Origin of the sequence: Bradyrhizobium sp. STM 3561 (assembly GCF_045571455.1) — a bacterium.
Classification (GTDB): Bacteria; Pseudomonadota; Alphaproteobacteria; order Rhizobiales; family Xanthobacteraceae; genus Bradyrhizobium; species Bradyrhizobium vignae.
The window spans coordinates 4,952,522-4,969,922 of sequence record NZ_CP120695.1; the positions used below are offsets into that span (position 1 = coordinate 4,952,522).

Here is a 17,401-nt window from a genome sequence, read left to right on the forward strand (position 1 = left end):
TGATCCGGAAAAGTGCGAAGCGGTTTTCCGGATCATGCTTTGGCCGCTCGCCTCAGGCCACCGCCGCCGGGATCGGGCGCGGGCTCACGACATATTCGCGCAGGACCTTGTCTTTGGCATCGACCTCGATCAGCGCGACGTCGTAGGTCCAGAGGTCGGCGAGATGCTGGAGCACCCGCTTGGCATCGGTCTCGTTGAGCTGCGAGCCCTTGATGACGTGGTGATGCAGGATCAGGCGGCGGTCGCCGGAGAGATCGACGTCGACCACCTCGATGTTGGCATCGATGAAGCCGACGTCGTGCTGCCGCGCCAGCTCGCGGCGCACGCGGCGGAAACCGCGCTCGTCATGGATGGCATCGACGCGGATGCCGGCGCGCTCCTCGGGATCGTCGTGCAGATGGAACATGCGGAAGTGCCGCATCAATCTGGGGCTCAGGAACTGGCCGATGAAGCTCTCGTCGCGGTAGTTGGCCCAGACGTCGCGCAGCACGCCCATGACGTCGCCCTTGCCGGCGATGTCGGGGAACCATTCGCGGTCCTCATCCTCCGGCTTGGTGACGATGCGCTCGATGTCCTGCATCACGGCAAAGCCGAGCGCGTAAGGGTTGAAGCCGGAGAAGCGGGGGTCGTCGAATTCGGGCTGGAACACGACGTTGGTGTGCGATCCCAGGAATTCGAGGAAGTTGCCGTCGCTGATGCGACCCTGCTCATGCAGCTTGGTCATGATGCGATAGTGGACGTAGGTCGCCGTCCCCTCGTTCATCACCTTGGTCTGGCTCTGCGGATAGAAATATTGCGCGATGTGGCGGACGATGCGGAGCAGCTCGCGCTGCCAGGGCGCCAGCCGCGGCGCGCTCTTCTCCAGGAAATAGAGCAAATTCTCCTGCGGCAGGCCGAGCAGCTTGCGGCGGCGCTCGATGCTGAGCGCGGACCGGCTCTTGGCCGCGCCCTTCGGGACCGTGCGCCAGAGATCGTTGAAGACCTCCTCCTCGTGCTGGCGGCGGCGCCCTGCCCGCTTCTCCTCGGCGCGCAGATCGAGCTTCTTCTTGCCGGGATAGCGGTCGATGCCGTGCGACATCAGCGCATGCGCGGCATCGAGCGTGCGCTCGACCTCGATGCGGCCGTAGCGATCCTCGCATTGCATGACGTAGTTCTTGGCGAAGTCGAGATAGTCCAGGATGCCGTCGGCATCGGTCCACTGCTTGAACAGATAATTGTTCTTGAAGAAGTGGTTGTGGCCGAAGGCGGCGTGCGCGATCACCAGCGTCTGCATCGTCGCCGTGTTTTCCTCCATCAGATAGGAGATGCAGGGCGAGGAGTTGATCACGATCTCATAGGCGAGCCCCATCAGGCCCTTGCGGTAGGACGCCTCGTGGAACGCAAAGTGCTTGCCGAACGACCAGTGCTTGTAGAACAGGGGCATGCCGACCGACGAATAGGCGTCCAGCATCTGCTCGGCCGTGATGACCTCGATCTGGTTCGGATAGACGTCGAGCCCGAGATCCTTCAACGCCACCTGCTCGCAGGCATCGGTGATGCGCTGCAAGGTGTGAAAATCCCAATCGGCGCCTTCGAACAAACGTTCCGTCATGGAGCGGTCTTCTCCTGGGCAGTTTCGCGGCGCTGGAACAGATCGTGGAACACCGGAAAGATCTCGCTGCGCTCCGAGACCTTGCGCATCGAGAGCGGCGCGCCGCTGTTGCGCAGGCGCTCATAGAGGGCCCAGAGCGAGGAGTCGGAGAGATCGAAGGCGCTGCCGCCGGATTCACCGACCTCGAGATAGGCAAAGAACTGGCAGACCGGCAGGATCTTGTCGGTCAGCAGCAGCCCCGTGAGCTCGCCGTCGGAATAGGAATTGTCGCCATCGGAGGCCTGCGCGGCGTAGATGTTCCAGTCCGACGGGTTGAAGCGCTCGCGCACGATCTCGTGCATCGCCTGCAGCGCGCTCGAGACCAGCGTGCCGCCCGAGGCCGGACCGTAGAAGAAGGTCTGCTCGTCCACCTCCTCGGCGCGGTCGGTGTGGCGGATGAAGACGATCTCGACGTGCTTGTAGCGCCGCTTCAGGAACACGTAGAGCAGCATGTAGAAGCGCTTTGCCAGGTCCTTCATGTGCTCGGACATCGAGCCGGAAACGTCCATCAGGCAGAACATCACGGCCTGCGCGACGGGCTTCGGCACCGTCTCGAAGCGTCGGTAGCGGATGTCGAGCGGGTCGATGAAGGGGATGCGCTTGGACTTCGCCTTCAGCTTTTCGAGCTCGGCAACCAGCTCCGCCCGTTCGGCCTCGTCGGTGCAGGCAGCGATCGCCGCCTCCAGTTCCTCGATCTCCTCCTTGCGGGGACGCCGGAGCGCGATGCGGCGCGCCAGCGCGAGCTTCACCGTCCGGCTCACCGAGATGTTGGCGGGCGAGCCCGACGTGGTGTAGCCGGCGCGCTGGATGCCTTCGCTCTCGGTCTGCGCGATCTTGCGCTTGGCGAGATCCGGCAGCTCGAGGTCGTCGAGGAAAAGATCGACGAACTCGTCACGGCTCAGCACGAAGCGGAAGGCGTCCTCGCTGTCGCCTTCGCCGGGGCCGGAATCCTTGGCGCTGCCCTGGCCCTGGCGCTGGAGATAGTCGCCCTCCACGAACTTCTTGTTTCCGGGCAGCACCATGTCGCGCGTTCCGCCTTCACGGCGGAAGCGCGGCTCGTGCATGCCGTCGAGCGGGATCGTGACCTCACCCCCCTCCAGGACGTCCTTGATGTCGCGTTCCTGCGAGGTCTTCTTGACGGCGCCCTGCACCAGGGATTTGGCCCGACGCAAGAACCGCTGGCGGTTCTCAAGACTCTTGCCGCCTGGATTCAGGCGCCTGTCGATGATGTGAATGGGCACTTTACCATCTGCCTCCCATCCGCCTCAGCCGGCCTGCTTCACGCGCATGTACCATTCGACGAGCCGGCGAACCTGGCGCTCGGTGTAGCCGCGCTCCACCATGCGTGCGACGAACTCGCCGTGCTTCTTCTCCGTCTCGCCGTCCTTCTTCGACCCGAAGGAGATGACGGGAAGCAGGTCCTCGACCTGGGAGAATATCCGCTTTTCGATCACATCGCGAATCTTCTCATAGGAGGTCCAGGTCGGATTCTTGCCGCCGTTCTGGGCCCGCGACCGTAACGAGAATTTGACGACCTCGTTGCGGAAGTCCTTGGGGTTGGCGATACCCGCCGGCTTCTCGATCTTGGTCAGCTCCTGGTTCAAAAGCTCGCGATCAAGCAGCTGGCCGGTGTCGGGATCCTTGAAGTCCTGGTCCTCGATCCAGGCGTCGGCATAGTCGACGTAGCGGTCGAACAGGTTCTGGCCATAATCCGAGTAGGATTCCAGATAGGCCTTCTGGATCTCGTTGCCGATGAACTCGGCGTAGCGCGGCGCCAGCTCCGCCTTGATGAATTCGAGATAGCGTTTCTCGGTTTCCTCCGGAAGCTGCTCGCGGCGGATCGCCTGTTCCAGCGCGTACATCAGGTGCACGGCGTCGGCGGCGACCTCCTGCGGATCGTGATTGAAGGTCGCGGCCAGGACCTTGAAGGCGAAACGGGTGGAGGCACCGTCCATGCCCTCGTCGACGCCGGCGGCATCGCGATATTCCTGCACGCTGCGCGCCTTCGGATCGGATTCCTTCAGGCTCTCGCCGTCGTAGACCCGCATCTTGGCGAACAAGGTGGAGTTCTCGTGCTTGCGCAGGCGCGACATCACCGAGAACCGCGCCAGCGTCTCCAGTGTCGAAGGCGCGCAAGGAGCCGAGGCGAGCTCGGAGCCCTGGATCAGCTTCTCGTAGATCTTCTGCTCTTCGGTGACCCTGAGGCAGTAGGGCACCTTGATCACGCAGATGCGGTCGATGAAGGCTTCATTGTTCTTGTTGGCCTTGAAGCTCGCCCACTCGGCTTCGTTCGAGTGCGCCAGGATGATCCCGGTGAACGGGATCGCGCCGATGTTCTCGGTGCCGATGTAGTTGCCTTCCTGCGTCGCGGTAAGCAACGGATGCAGCATCTTGATCGGCGCCTTGAACATCTCGACGAATTCGAGAATGCCCTGATTGGCGCGGTTGAGGCCGCCGGAATAGCTGTAGGCGTCGGGATCGTTCTGGGCGTAGGTCTCGAGCTTGCGGATATCAACCTTGCCGACCAGCGAGGAGATGTCCTGGTTGTTCTCGTCGCCGGGCTCGGTCTTGGCGACCGCGATCTGGCGCAGCCGCGATGGTTGGATCTTGGCGACGCGGAATTGCGAGATGTCGCCGCCGAAGGCTTCGAGCCGCTTGTAGCACCACGGGCTCATCAGGCCGGTGAGACGGCGGCGCGGAATGCCGTACTTCTCCTCCAGCATCGGACCGAGCTGATCGGGATCGAACAGGCTGAGCGGGCTCTCGAACACGGGCGAGAGTTCGTCGCCGGCCTTGAGCACATAGATGGGGTTCACTTCCATCAGCGACTTGAGCCGCTCGGCGAGCGAAGACTTGCCGCCACCGACCGGGCCAAGCAGATAAAGAATCTGCTTGCGCTCTTCGAGGCCCTGCGCCGCGTGGCGGAAGAAGCCGACGATGCGCTCGATGGTTTCTTCCATGCCGTAGAAGCCGGCGAAGGCCGGATAGGTGCGGATCGTGCGGTTCAAAAAAATACGGCCAAGGCGTGGGTCCTTGGCCGTGTCGATCGTCTGGGGCTCACCGATCGCCGCTAGCAGTCGCTCGGCCGCGTTCGCGTATTTCATGGGATCGCTTCGACACGATTCCAGATATTCCGCCATCGACATGTCGTGCTGGCTTCTCGCCTCGAACGACCGAGCGAAAGCGTTGAATAGAGAATCGTTGTACATGATCCCTCTCCGCGTGAGTTCCGCTACAAGCTGAAACGAAAGCAGTTACCGGACCGTTCCTCAGGCCGTTTCGAATCAGCGTGAGCACATGACGATCATTGGACACCCGGGTGCCGATACGACGCAACGCACAACGTAGGCACTCTATGAGTTACGAACAGGCACATGCCTGTATTTTGTGCGAATCTCTGTCTATATTGGCTCATTTCCAGAAAATGTCACTTGGTCGCAACATCCGGGCGTTCCCGGGGATGTGCTGATCCGGCAATGCAACATAGCGGTCCGGGAGCGGCGATCTTATGACACTTGTACGGCGAAGCTTTGGGCGCCACGGTCATCTTCCTGCTGCAATGCGGCGCGCGCTGCTGGCAGCGTGGCGGTCGCGGCAGGCGCGCAGCAATGTATCAAAATCGGTCGCCAGGCCCTCCGCGCGGATGCGACCATCCCGCGCGCAACGGGCCAGAGTCGGGATGGCGCACAGCTGGCGCCGCAATGCCGGCGACGGCGTCAGCACGATCGCTTTGTGGCCGCGGCGTTCGTCAGCCGAAATCTCCGCGATCGACTCCCACAGCAGAAATTCATTCCCGATGCGGAGATCGCGGATGCCGTAGGGTGTGACGACCACCACCGCTCCTCGCTCGGCCAGAAGCATCCAGATCAGCCAGTTGGTCACTAGGCTGAACACCACGACGCCGGCATAGCCGACTGCGTGTCATAATCGCCAAGACCGCATCGCCAAGACCGCATCGCCAAGACCGCCCATAGGTCGAAGGCAAGGCTTGCACTGAGCGGGGTCATGGCAAAGCCCGCGGCAACCAGCAGCCGCAGCTGTGTCACGCATTGATTTCGAGATCGCGCGATGCATCGATGCTCGCCGTCGACGCAACCGGTTGCTGGCTGTCGGCAACCGCCGAACCTTCATCATGGACGTGCATGCAGCCGCATCCTCCGGCCAACGATGTCTACGCAACACAGACACTACCCGCCTGGATCGCCATGATCGCGACGGAGTTACACTGGAGAGTATGACTCCCATACCCTTGATTGGTTCCCTCCCGGGAGCATGTAAGCTAGAGGATAGCGCGTCAGGACCGGCGCGAAAACCCCTCGTCCGCAGGCTTGGAGAGAAGTAAGCATCATGAATCCCGTCAAAGAACTGGAAAAGCACGGACAAGCGGTCTGGCTGGACTTCCTGGCCCGTGGCTTCGTCGCCAAGGGCGACCTGAAGCGGCTGATCGACACCGATGGCGTCAAGGGCGTCACCTCAAATCCGTCGATCTTCGAGAAGGCGATCGGCAGCTCCGACGAATATGACGCCTCGATCGGCAAGGCATTGAAGCGCGGCGACCGGACCGTGGCCGACCTGTTCGAGACCGTCGCGGTCGAGGACATCCAGAACGCCGCCGACGTGCTGCGGCCGGTCTATGACCGCCTCAAAGGCGGCGATGGCTATGTCAGCCTGGAGGTCTCGCCCTATCTCGCAATGGACACCGCCGGCACAGTCGCCGAGGCGCGGCGGCTCTGGAAGGACGTCGGCCGCAAGAACCTGATGGTGAAGGTGCCGGCGACGCCGGAGGGCCTCCCTGCGATCGAACAGCTGATCAGCGAAGGCATCAGCATCAACATCACGCTGCTTTTCTCGAAGGCGGTCTATCTCCAGGTGGCCGAAGCCTACATCGCCGGCCTCGAGAAATACGTCGCCGGCGGCGGCGATCCGTCGCATGTCGCGAGCGTGGCGAGCTTCTTCGTCAGCCGGATCGACACCATGGTCGACAAGCAGCTCGACGAGAAGATCGCCCGCGCCAATGATCCATCGGAGAAGGAGCGGCTTGCCGCGCTGAAGGGCAAGGTCGCGATCGCCAACGCCAAGCTCGCCTACCAGGATTACAAGCGCCTGTTCGCAGGTCCGCGCTGGGAGAAGCTCGCCGCCAAGGGCGCCAAGCCGCAGCGCATGCTGTGGGCCTCCACCGGCACCAAGAACAAGGACTACAGCGACGTCCTCTATGTCGAGGAGCTGATCGGCCCAGACACCATCAACACCATGCCGCCGGCGACGCTGGACGCGTTCCGCGACCACGGCAAGCCGCGCGACAGCCTGGAAGAGAATATCGATGACGCGAGGCGCGTGCTGGAGGAGCTGGAGCGTTCCGGCATCTCGCTCGATGCGATCACCGAGGAGCTGGTCAAGGATGGCGTCAAGCTGTTCGCCGACTCAGCCGACAAGCTCTACGGCGCCGTCGCCCACAAGCGTACCACCGTGCTCGGGCCCGCGCTCGACCGCCAACAGCTCTCGCTCGGCGACGGGCTCGGCAAGGCCGTGGTCAAGAGCACCGAGGAATGGCGAGCCTCGGCAAAAATCCGCAGGCTGTGGCAGCGCGACAAGTCGATCTGGACCGGCACCGACGAAGACAAATGGCTGGGCTGGCTCGACAGCCCGGCCAAGGCCGACATTGCCGACTACGAGGACTATGCAGGCCGCGTGAAGGGCCAGAAATTCTCCGACGCCGTCGTGCTCGGCATGGGCGGATCGAGCCTGGGCCCCGAAGTGTTGGCCGAGACCTTTGGCAAGAAGCCCGGCTTCCCGAAGCTGCATGTGCTCGACTCCACCGACCCGGCGCAGGTGCGGGCGATGGAGGCGAAGATCGACATCGCCAACACGGTCTTCATCGTCTCCAGCAAGTCCGGCGGAACCACCGAGCCGAACGCGATGAAGGACTATTTCCATGAGCAGGTCGCCAAGGCGGTCGGAACCCAGGTGAAGACCGGCCATCGCTTCATCGCGGTGACCGATCCCGGCTCGTCGCTGGAGAAGGCGGCAAAGAAGCTGAACTATGCCCGCATCTTCCACGGCGAGCCCTCGATCGGCGGACGCTATTCGGTGCTCTCGCCCTTCGGTCTGGTGCCGGCGGCGACCGCGGGCATCGACGTCAAGACCTTCGTCGAGCATGCGCTCGCGATGGCCCGCTCCTGCGGACCGGACGTGCCCCCATCCGAGAACCCGGGCGTGCAGCTCGGCCTTGCCATGGGCCTCGCCGGACTCGAAGGCCGCGACAAGGTGACGATCCTGGCATCGAAGAAGATCGCCGATTTCGGCGCCTGGGCCGAGCAGCTCATCGCGGAATCGACGGGCAAGGAAGGCAAGGGCCTGATCCCGATCGAGGGCGAGCCGCTGGGCGATCCCTCGGTCTACGGCAATGATCGCTTCTTCATCGACATCCGCATCGAGTGCGAAGCGGACGCTGCCCACGACTCCAAGCTCGCCGCGATCGAAGCGGCCGGCCATCCCGTGGTGCGCATCGTCATGAAGTCGATCGAGCATCTCGGCCAGGAGTTCTTCCGCTTCGAGATGGCGACGGCGGTTGCAGGCTCGATCCTCGGCATCAACCCGTTCGACCAGCCGGACGTGGAAGCGGCCAAGATCAAAACCCGCGAGCTCACTGCCGCATTCGAGAAGACCGGCGCGTTGCCGGAAGAGCAGCCGGTGGTCAGCACGGATGAGGCCGATCTCTACACCGACGAGGCCAACGCCGCGGCGCTGCGCGCGGCCGGCGCCAACGGCGATCTCAGCTCCTGGCTGAAGGCGCATCTCTCCCGCTCGAACCATGGCGACTATGTCGCCCTGCTCGGCTACATCGCGCGTGACAAGGCGACGATCGAGGCGCTGCAGGCCATGCGGTTAGAGGTGCGCGAGAAGCGGCACGTCGCGACCTGCGCCGAGTTCGGACCGCGCTTCCTGCACTCGACGGGACAGGCTTACAAGGGCGGACCCGACAGCGGCGTGTTCCTCCAGATCACGGCCGACGATGCCAAGGATCTGCCGGTGCCGGGCCAGAAAGCCAGCTTTGGCGTCATCAAGGCGGCGCAGGCGCGGGGCGACTTCGACGTGCTCACCGAGCGTGGTCGGCGTGCGCTGCGCGTGCATCTGAAGGGCGGGCTCAAGAAGGGTCTCGCGGCCCTCAACACGGCGCTGAACGAGGCGCTGAACTAAGGGAATGAGCAGATGCAACTCGGCATGATCGGCCTCGGTCGAATGGGCGGCAACATCGTTCGCCGCCTGATGCGCCACGGACATTCGACCGTGGTCTACGACAAGGACGCCAAGGCCGTCGCCGGCCTTATCGCAGACGGCGCGGTCGGCTCGGCGACGCTGGAAGAGTTCGTCGCGAAGCTGGAGCGGCCACGCACGGCCTGGGTGATGCTGCCGGCCGGGCGCATCACCGAGACCACGATCGAGACGATCGCCGGCGTAATGCAGGCGGGCGACGTCATCATCGACGGCGGCAACACCTTCTGGCAGGACGACGTGCGCCGCGGCAAGGCGCTGAAGGAGCGCGGCATCCATTATGTCGACGTCGGCACCTCCGGCGGCGTCTGGGGCCTCGACCGCGGCTATTGCATGATGATCGGCGGCGAGAAGCAGGTGGTCGACCGGCTCGATCCGATCTTCGCTGCGCTCGCGCCCGGCGCCGGTGACATTCCGCGAACGCCCGGCCGCGAGGGCCGCGATCCCCGGATCGAGCAGGGCTACATCCATGCCGGTCCGGTGGGCGCCGGCCATTTCGTCAAGATGATCCACAACGGCATCGAATACGGCCTGATGCAGGCCTATGCCGAGGGTTTCGACATTCTCAAGAATGCCAACATTGAGGCTTTGCCGGCAGATCACCGCTACGATTTCGATCTCGCCGATATCGCCGAAGTGTGGCGGCGCGGCAGCGTGATCCCGTCCTGGCTGCTCGACCTCACCTCGACCGCACTCGCCGACAGCCCGCTTCTGTCGGAATATTCCGGCTTCGTCGAGGATTCCGGCGAAGGACGCTGGACCGTGAATGCGGCGATCGACGAGGCGGTGCCGGCCGAAGTCTTGACCGCGGCGCTCTACACGCGTTTCCGTTCCCGCAAGGAACACACCTTCGCCGAAAAAATTCTCTCTGCAATGCGCGCCGGTTTCGGCGGCCACAAGGAGCCGAAGCAACCGGACGCTTCGAAACCAAAGTAGCAAGTAACGAAACGAAGGCCGACAATTCGTGACAAAAGACCCGCAAGCCAAGCGCAAGCCGGAAAATTGCGCCTTCGTCATCTTTGGTGTCACCGGCGACCTTACCCATCGCCTGGTGATGCCATCGCTCTACAATCTGGCCGCCGAGCACCTGTTACCGGAAAAATTCTGTGTCGTCGGGGTGGCCCGCAGGGGCCAGTCGGATGACGAGCTGCGCGACAGCCTGCTGAAGGGCCTGCGGCAATTCGCGACGCGGCCGGTGGACGACGACATCGCCAAGAAGCTGCTGGAATGCCTGACCTTCGTCGAGGCCGACGCGAAGGATCCGCCCTCCTTCGATCGCCTGCGCGAGCATCTGGATTCGCTGGAATGCGCGCACGAGACCGGCGGCAACCGGCTGTTCTATCTGGCCACCCCGCCCGCCGCCTTCGCGCCGACCACGCGCGAGCTCGGCCGCACCGGCATGATGAAGGAGAACGGCGCGTGGCGGCGGCTGGTGGTCGAAAAACCGTTCGGCACCGACCTCGCCTCGGCGCGTGCGCTGAACGCCGAGCTGCTGAAGATCATGGAGGAGCACCAGATCTACCGGATCGACCACTATCTCGGCAAGGAGACGGTGCAGAACATTCTGGTGCTGCGCTTTGCCAACGGCATGTTCGAGCCGATCTGGAATCGCAACCACATCGACCACATCCAGATCACCGTCGAGGAGAAGCTCGGCGTCGGCCATCGCGGCGGCTTCTATGACGCGACCGGCGCATTGCGCGACATGGTACCCAACCATCTGTTCCAGCTGATGTCGCTGGTCGCCATGGAGCCGCCGAGCCGTTTCGACGCCCATTCGGTCCGCTCCGAGAAGGCCGAGGTGCTCACTGCGATCCAGCGGCCGAGCCTGGAGGAAGCGCTGAAGAGCTCGGTGCGCGCGCAATATCTCGCAGGCCGCATCGGTGACGAGGAGATCCCGGACTATCGCAAGACCGCGGACGTCAAGCCCGGCAGTACCACCGAGACCTATGTCGCGCTGAAGCTGATGATCGACAATTGGCGCTGGGCCGGCGTGCCGTTCTATTTGCGCACCGGCAAGGCACTGGCGCACAAGCGCACGGAGGTGGCGATCAAGTTCAAGCAGGCGCCGCTGTCGATGTTCTCGGGCACGGCGGTCGATCGCCTGTCGCAGAACTTCCTCACCATCGGCATCGCGCCGACCGAAACCATCGAGCTTCAGTTCAACGCCAAGGTCCCGGGTCCGAGCGTCACCATCGACGGCGTCGAGATGAAGTTTCGCTACGGCGACTATTTCCGCGCCGATCCCTCGACGGGCTACGAGACGCTGATCCACGACTGCATGATCGGCGACAACATCCTGTTCCAGCGCGCCGACGGAGTCGAGGCCGGCTGGCAGGCGGTGCAGCCGTTCCTGGACGCCTGGAAACAGGCCGGCACCAACGGCATCGAGACGTATGAAGCCGGCAGCGACGGCCCGAAATGCGCCGACGAGTTGCTGCGGCGCGACGGGCGAAGCTGGCGGAAATACTCGTGACTGCGGCCGGCCAGCCGAAGCTGATCGTCGAAGCCGACGCCGAAGCGCTTGCCCGCACCGCGGCCGAACGGGTGATGGCGCGGATCGCGGCCAATCCCGGACGGAGCGCCATCTGCCTCACCGGCGGCTCCAGCCCGAAGAAGCTCTATCAATTGCTCGGCAGCGAGGCGTGGCGCGGAAGGATTCCATGGGACCGCGTGCACTGGTTCATCGGCGACGAACGGTTCGTGCCTGAAAGCGACCCTCTCAACAACATGGCGGTCGCGCGGACGACATTTCTCGATTCCAATGCGCCTCCTGGTCACGTCCATCCGATTCCGACCGCGGCCGAGAACCCCGATGCCAGTGCCGCAGCCTACGCGCGCGAGCTGCAGGCCTTCTACGGCGCAGACCGGCTCGATCCGGCGCGGCCGCTGTTCGACGTGGTCTTGATGGGTGCAGGCCCGGACGGCCACACCGCATCGCTGTTTCCCGGTTATGCCGAGATCGAGGAGACCCGACGCTGGGTCGTCGGTGTCGCCAAAGCCAATGTCGCGCCGTTCGTGCCGCGAGTCTCGCTCACCCTGCCCGTTCTGGCTTCCTGCCGCGAGATGCTGTTCGAGATTGCCGGGCACGACAAGCGGCCGATCTTGACGCGCCTCCTCAATGGCGAGAATCTGCCGGCCTTACGCGCGCGCTCGAATGGTGAGACCGTCTGGTTGGTCGATAGGGCCGCGCTTCCGGAGGAAATTCGTGGGCGGCGCTGAAGCACCTTGTGCATTGATCGTGATGGGCGTGTCGGGTTCGGGCAAGAGCACGGTTGCAAAAGCACTGGGCGGGCGACTCGGCTGGCGTTTCGAGGACGGCGACAACTTCCATCCCGCCAGCAATGTCGAGAAAATGCGGGCCGGCCATCCGCTCACCGACGAAGACCGCTGGCCCTGGCTCAACGCGATCGCCGACGAGATCGCGCTTGTCTGCGGACGCGGCGAGCACGTCATCATTGCGTGCTCGGCGCTGAAGCACGCCTATCGCGAGGTGCTGCTGCGTGGTCGCGACGACGTCCGATTCGTGTTCCTGAAGGGCACAAAGGAGCTGATCGCCGAGCGGCTCGCGCGCCGCAAGGGCCATTTCATGCCGCCCGAGCTGCTGACGAGCCAGTTCAATACGCTGGAGCCGCCGGAGCCGGGCGAGCACGTGGTCACGGTCTCGATCGATGAGACCGTCGAGGCGATCGTGGACGGCATCGTGCGGCAGCTGAAGCTGGGCGGCGCGAAAACGCTGAGGCAAGAAACCTGATGAATTCCAAGGTCCTGCCATGACCCCCATCTCACTCGTGGTCTCCGACGTCGACGGCACGCTGCTGACCAAGGACAAGACGCTGACGGAGCGCGCGCGGAGCGCAGTGGAGCGGCTGCACCGGGCCGGCATCGGCTTCACCATCACCTCCAGCCGCCCCGCGATCGGCATGCGCTTCCTGATCAAACCGCTGGCGCTGTGGCTGCCGGTCGGTCCCTTCAACGGCTCCTCGATCATCGATCCCGAGATGAGGCCGGTCGAGCAGCACCTGATTCCCGCGAGCGCGGCCGAGCGGTCCTTGCAGATCCTCCGCGACTACGGCGCCGACATCTGGCTGTTCACCACCGACAAATGGCTGATCGACAACCCCCGCGGCAGCTACGTCGCCCACGAGCAGCACACGATCCGCGCCGACCCCACCATCGTGTCCGATTTCTCGCCGTACCTATCGAGCGCCTGCAAGATCGTCGGCGCCAGTGCCGATGCGGCGAGGCTCGCGGCTTGCGAGAAAGCGATGCAGGAGGCGCTCGGCCGCGAAGCCACCGCGGTGCGCTCGCAGACCTATTATCTCGACATCACCCCGCCCGGATTCAACAAGGGCACCTTCGTCGAGGCCATGGCCAAGCGCGTCGGCATCTCGACCGATGCCGTTGCCACCATCGGCGACATGCAGAACGACCTCGCGATGTTCCGCGTCAGCGGCGTCTCGATCGCCATGGGCAATGCCGCCGACAACGTCAAGGACGAGGCGACGCACGTCACTGCGAGCAATGAGCAGGACGGTTTTGCCGAGGCGATGGAGATGATCTTGAAGCGGAATGGGGTTGGGTAGCCGCAGCGGTCACTTCTTCGACCGCTGCATCGCCGGCTTCTCGCTCTTCCGTCTTGCCGCCGAGAGGTTGTGCGCGGTGTTGATCAGGGCGATGTGGGTCAGCGCCTGCGGGAAATTGCCGGTCTGCCGGCGGGCCACGGAGTCGTATTCCTCCGCCAGCAGCCCGACATCGTTCGCAATGCCCACGACGCGATCGAACAAGGCTTGCGCCTTGTCGAGATCGCCCGACAGCACATAGGCGTCGGCGAGCCACAGGCTGCAGGCCAGGAACGCGCCTTCGAGCGGTGGCTGCCCCGCTGGCAGCTCGCGTGGATCGTGCCGTAGCACGAAGCCGTCGCGCATCAGGCATTTTTCGACGGAAGCAATGGTGCCGCGGATGCGCGGATCCGATGGCGGCAGGAAGCCAACGGCCGGCAGCAGCAGCACGCTGGCATCGAGCAGTTTCGAGCCGTAGGATTCGACGAAGGCGTTTTCCTCTGCATCGAAGCCGTTGTTGCAGACGTCGCGATGGATCGCCTCACGCAGAGTGCGCCAATGCAGCAGCGGCGCCTTGAAGCCGAAGGTCTCGGCACTCTTGATGCCGCGGTCGAAGGCGACCCAGGTCATGACCTTGGAGAAGACATAATGCTTGGGCTGTCCGCGCCGCTCCCAGATACCGTGGTCGGGCCGGTCCCAGACCTCGGCCAGATGATTGAGCACGGCGCATTCCAGCGCCCAGGTCTGCTCGTCGAGCTTGAGCTTGGCCATGCGCGACTGGTGGAAGGCATCGATCAGCTCGCCATAGACGTCGAGCTGGAGCTGCGCATGCGCGGCGTTGCCGACGCGCACGGGCTGCGCGCCCTCGTAGCCGCCGAGCCAGCCCGCCTCCCATTCCAGCAGCCGCCGCTGGCCCCAGATGCCGTACATGATCTGCATGTTCGCCGGCGATCCGGCGGCGGCGCGCAGCAGCCAACTGTGCCAGGCCGAGGCTTCCTCGGTGTAGCCCGAGTTCATCAGCGCCAGCAACGTGAAGGTGGCGTCGCGCAGCCAGCAGAAGCGGTAGTCCCAATTCCTGCTTCCGCCGAGCCTTTCCGGCAAGGAGGTGGTGGGGGCCGCGACGATGCCGCCGGTCGGAGCAAAGGTCAGCGCCTTCAGCGTGATCAGCGAGCGCAAGACGAGGTCCTGATAGCCGCCGTCGCGGGCACAATGGCCGCACCAGTCCTGCCAGAATTTCTCGGTCTCCTGGAAGGCGAGCTCCGGATCGATCGATGCCGGCGGCTCGAGATGCGAGGGGCCGTAGGTCAGGACGAACGGGACGGTCTCGCCCGCCCCGACGTCGAACTCGGCAACTGTCGTCAGGTCCTCGCCGCGGGTCTCGACGGGTGTTCGCAGCACCGTCATGTCCTGGCCGCAGATCGCGAGCAGCGCATGATCCATTCGCCGCACCCAGGGAATGTCGGCGCCGAAGCCGAAGCGGATGACGAGCTCCATCCGCATCTTCACGGTGCCGCTGACGCCTCGGACCAGCCGCACGATGTCCGAGGCCTTGCCGCGCGGCGGCATGAAGTCGATCAGCGCGACGGTGCCGCTACTCGTCTCAAAACACGTTTCGAGGATGAGGGTATTGCCGAGATAGCGCCGCGAGATGCGGGTCGCGTGCTCACTCGGCGCGATCAGCCAGCGCCCGTTCTTGTGCGTGCCGAGGATGGCGGCAAAGCAGGCATCGGAATCGAAGGCAGGCCAGCACAGCCAGTCGATCGAGCCGTTGCGCCCGACCAGCGCCGCGGTCTCGCAATCGCCGATCAGCGCATAGTCCTCGATCCTCTGAGCCAATGTGGTGCGAGCCTGGGAATCCCGACTGTCAACTCCCGCCGGGCAAGGAACGTTCCCGCGTCGCGGCCTTCAAAGCCGCGAGATCGATCTTGGACGCGATCTTGTCGAGCGCAACAGGAAGGCGCTGGCGCCAGTTCGGATGCTCGTCGATCGTGCCGGGAATGTTGGGCTGGTCGATCACACCGAGCAGGTCCTCCATGGACACCGCGAGCAGGCGCGAGGGCGTGCGCGACAGGAAGGCGAGCACCGAATAGAGGTCGTTGGCGCCGATGCCGTTCTGGCGCAGGATCTCGTCGAGCCTGCCGAGCGCATCCCAGCGCGCCTGGTCGTTCTCGCCGGGATCGAGCCCGAGCGAGCGCTTCATCTTGAGGTCGCTGAAGGAGCGCCAGCCGGCATAGGTGCACAGGTCATGCGTGTTCAGCGTCACCAGCGCGTTGGGCCGGTAGTGGTCGACGTTGCGGAAATGGCCGGCATCGTCGCGCTCGAACATCATGACGAGGTAGGACCAGATGCCGAAATCCTGCATCATCTCGCGGAAACCTTCAGGCACGGTGCCGAGGTCCTCGCCGATCACGATGCATTTGTGGGCCGCGCTCTCGCACGCGACGGCCGCCAGCAGCGCCTCGAACGGCATCTGCACATAGGCACCGTTATCGGGCTTGAAGCCGCGCGGCACCAGATAAAGCCGCTTCAGACCCAGCACGTGATCGAGCCTGATGGCGCCGGCATGGCGCATCGACGCTGCGAGCATGTCGGCGAACGGAACGAAGGACTGCGCCTCGAGCCCACCGGCGTTGAAACCGGCGAGACCCCAGTCCTGGCCGATGGTGTTGAGCACGTCGGGCGGCGCGCCGACGGCGAGATGGCGGGAAATCGCCTTCTGCTCGTTCCAGGCATCGAAGCCGTTGGACTGCACGCCGACGGCGACGTCGAGATAGAGCCCGACCCGCATGCCGAGCTGGCTGGCGAGCTCCTTGGCGGCATGCAATTGGCTGTCGGCCGTCCATTGCACGAATTCGACGAACTCGATCTCGCGCTTGGCCGGGCCATTGCGCAGCTCGGTGCATTTGGCCTCGTCCGGCTGTTGCCATTCGGATGGCCACTCCCACCAGGGTGCGTTGAAGCGATGCCGCAGCACCTCGAAGCAGGCAAAGCGGGACAACAGCGGCGCGCGAGCGGCGCGGAAGCCGTCAAACGCCTTGCGGCGCGCCTGGCTCGCGCTCGTCACGAAGCTGTCGAAGGCGGCGCGCAGACCCAGCCATTTCAACGCCGCCATGTCGGCATAAGGGACGCGATCACCTTCGCGCAGACGGGCCGCCGTCGCGGCCGCGTCGGGCACGAGGTCTGCCGAGAATTCGGGAATCGCCTCGACGTCGATGTAGAGCGGGTTGAGGAAGAGCCGGCTGTTCGGCGAATAGGGGCTGCAATCGGCGGGGTGGTCGTCGAACAGGACATGCAGCGGATTGAGGCCGACGCCGTCGGCCCCGAGCTGCTTGGCAAGCCGGACCAGCCCGGCGAGATCGGTGAAGTCGCCGATGCCCCAGTTGCGGTCCGAACGGACGCTGTAGAGCTGCACGGCAAGCAGCCAGCCGCGATCGAAATCGCCGCCGAAGGCGCGCTCCGGCGCCACGATCATCGGTACCTCTTCGGTCACGCCCGCGGCATCCGTCAGCGTCAGGCGGTGATAGCCGAGTGGCAGGCCGGCGGGCCAGGCGATCACGGGCTCGCGCGTCTCGCCCTGGGCGATCACATTGCCGTTGCCGAGGATTTTCCATTGCAGCGGCGGCGTGCCGATGGAAGCCAATTCCGTGCGCGGATGTCCCAGCGCACGCACCACGACCGGCCCGCTGGCGAAGCGGTAAACCCGCTTCTCCGGCAGCGCCTCGAGGATGGATTTGAGAGCCTCGGGCGCGGTGACCCGCAGCTTGCCGAGAGCGTCGATGAATTCGGACTGAACGCCCTTGATCCGGGCTTGAGCTAAAAGATCCATTCGGCACGCAGCTTGCAGGCCATTGTTTGGCCAGGGGCATCGATTTTAACGAGGTCGCGGAAGAGGTTAGTCAGGGGTAACTCGCACACTGCGCTTGCCGTTCCCGGGGGA

General features: G+C 64.3%; 11 protein-coding genes and 1 pseudogene. 6 read left to right on the plus strand and 6 right to left on the minus strand.

All coding sequences use genetic code 11. The annotated features are described in order from the left end of the window. Positions 1-52 precede the first annotated feature (52 nt). From P6U28_RS23530 to P6U28_RS23545, 4 genes and pseudogenes are all read right to left on the minus strand, one after another. On the minus strand, positions 53-1,591 hold the full coding sequence (locus P6U28_RS23530) for a SpoVR family protein (RefSeq protein ID WP_129144077.1): 1,539 nt from the start codon (positions 1,589-1,591) through the stop codon (positions 53-55). Continuing rightward, on the minus strand, positions 1,588-2,865 hold the full coding sequence (locus P6U28_RS23535) for a YeaH/YhbH family protein (protein ID WP_209295318.1): 1,278 nt from the start codon (positions 2,863-2,865) through the stop codon (positions 1,588-1,590). Before P6U28_RS23535 ends, P6U28_RS23530 begins: the two co-directional genes overlap by 4 nt. A gap of 30 nt (positions 2,866-2,895) precedes the next feature. After that, positions 2,896-4,839, minus strand: a complete 1,944-nt coding sequence (locus P6U28_RS23540; protein ID WP_122401849.1) for a PrkA family serine protein kinase — start codon at positions 4,837-4,839, stop codon at positions 2,896-2,898. A 297-nt stretch (positions 4,840-5,136) separates the two neighbouring features. Then, a pseudogene (locus P6U28_RS23545) lies at positions 5,137-5,774 on the minus strand (hypothetical protein). Positions 5,775-5,977: 203 nt separating this feature from the next. Here P6U28_RS23545 and P6U28_RS23550 point away from each other — a divergent pair. Genes P6U28_RS23550 through P6U28_RS23575 form a run of 6 tightly spaced genes read left to right on the plus strand, consistent with a single transcriptional unit; the run spans position 5,978 to position 13,488 of the window. Beyond that, a complete protein-coding gene (locus P6U28_RS23550; protein WP_407120003.1) occupies positions 5,978-8,827 on the plus strand; it encodes a bifunctional transaldolase/phosoglucose isomerase in 2,850 nt (949 codons plus the stop codon). A 12-nt stretch (positions 8,828-8,839) separates the two neighbouring features. Beyond that, positions 8,840-9,838, plus strand: coding sequence for a phosphogluconate dehydrogenase (NAD(+)-dependent, decarboxylating) (gene gnd, locus P6U28_RS23555; RefSeq protein WP_129144109.1), 999 nt, complete (start codon positions 8,840-8,842; stop codon positions 9,836-9,838). Positions 9,839-9,866: 28 nt separating this feature from the next. Then, positions 9,867-11,378 (plus strand): glucose-6-phosphate dehydrogenase, encoded by a 1,512-nt coding sequence (gene zwf, locus P6U28_RS23560; RefSeq protein ID WP_122401847.1) that lies wholly within the window; start codon positions 9,867-9,869, stop codon positions 11,376-11,378. Further along, positions 11,375-12,124: a 6-phosphogluconolactonase gene (gene pgl, locus P6U28_RS23565; protein ID WP_164936973.1), complete on the plus strand. Its 750-nt coding sequence runs from the start codon at positions 11,375-11,377 to the stop codon at positions 12,122-12,124. Before zwf ends, pgl begins: the two co-directional genes overlap by 4 nt. Next, complete coding sequence (locus P6U28_RS23570) at positions 12,111-12,656, plus strand: gluconokinase (RefSeq protein ID WP_407120004.1); 546 nt, start codon at positions 12,111-12,113, stop codon at positions 12,654-12,656. The genes pgl and P6U28_RS23570 overlap by 14 nt, the downstream gene beginning before the upstream one ends. Positions 12,657-12,675: 19 nt before the next feature. Continuing rightward, positions 12,676-13,488 (plus strand): HAD family hydrolase, encoded by an 813-nt coding sequence (locus P6U28_RS23575; RefSeq protein ID WP_122401844.1) that lies wholly within the window; start codon positions 12,676-12,678, stop codon positions 13,486-13,488. A gap of 9 nt (positions 13,489-13,497) precedes the next feature. Here P6U28_RS23575 and P6U28_RS23580 read toward each other — a convergent pair whose 3' ends face one another. After that, positions 13,498-15,300, minus strand: coding sequence for a glycoside hydrolase family 15 protein (locus P6U28_RS23580; protein WP_122401843.1), 1,803 nt, complete (start codon positions 15,298-15,300; stop codon positions 13,498-13,500). A gap of 28 nt (positions 15,301-15,328) precedes the next feature. Further along, the gene (gene malQ, locus P6U28_RS23585; protein ID WP_407120005.1) at positions 15,329-17,290 is read right to left on the minus strand and encodes a 4-alpha-glucanotransferase; all 1,962 of its coding nucleotides are present in this window, start codon (positions 17,288-17,290) and stop codon (positions 15,329-15,331) included. Positions 17,291-17,401: the final 111 nt, after the last annotated feature.

What these genes read in the sequence shown, in the direction of transcription:
- P6U28_RS23530 (WP_129144077.1), bottom strand. Translation starts at nt 1,591, where the DNA reads ATGACGGAACGTTTGTTCGAAGGCGCCGATTGGGATTTTCACACCTTG.
- P6U28_RS23540 (WP_122401849.1), bottom strand. Translation starts at nt 4,839, where the DNA reads ATGTACAACGATTCTCTATTCAACGCTTTCGCTCGGTCGTTCGAGGCG.
- P6U28_RS23550 (WP_407120003.1), top strand. Translation starts at nt 5,978, where the DNA reads ATGAATCCCGTCAAAGAACTGGAAAAGCACGGACAAGCGGTCTGGCTG.
- gnd (WP_129144109.1), top strand. Translation starts at nt 8,840, where the DNA reads ATGCAACTCGGCATGATCGGCCTCGGTCGAATGGGCGGCAACATCGTT.
- P6U28_RS23575 (WP_122401844.1), top strand. Translation starts at nt 12,676, where the DNA reads ATGACCCCCATCTCACTCGTGGTCTCCGACGTCGACGGCACGCTGCTG.
- malQ (WP_407120005.1), bottom strand. Translation starts at nt 17,290, where the DNA reads ATGGATCTTTTAGCTCAAGCCCGGATCAAGGGCGTTCAGTCCGAATTC.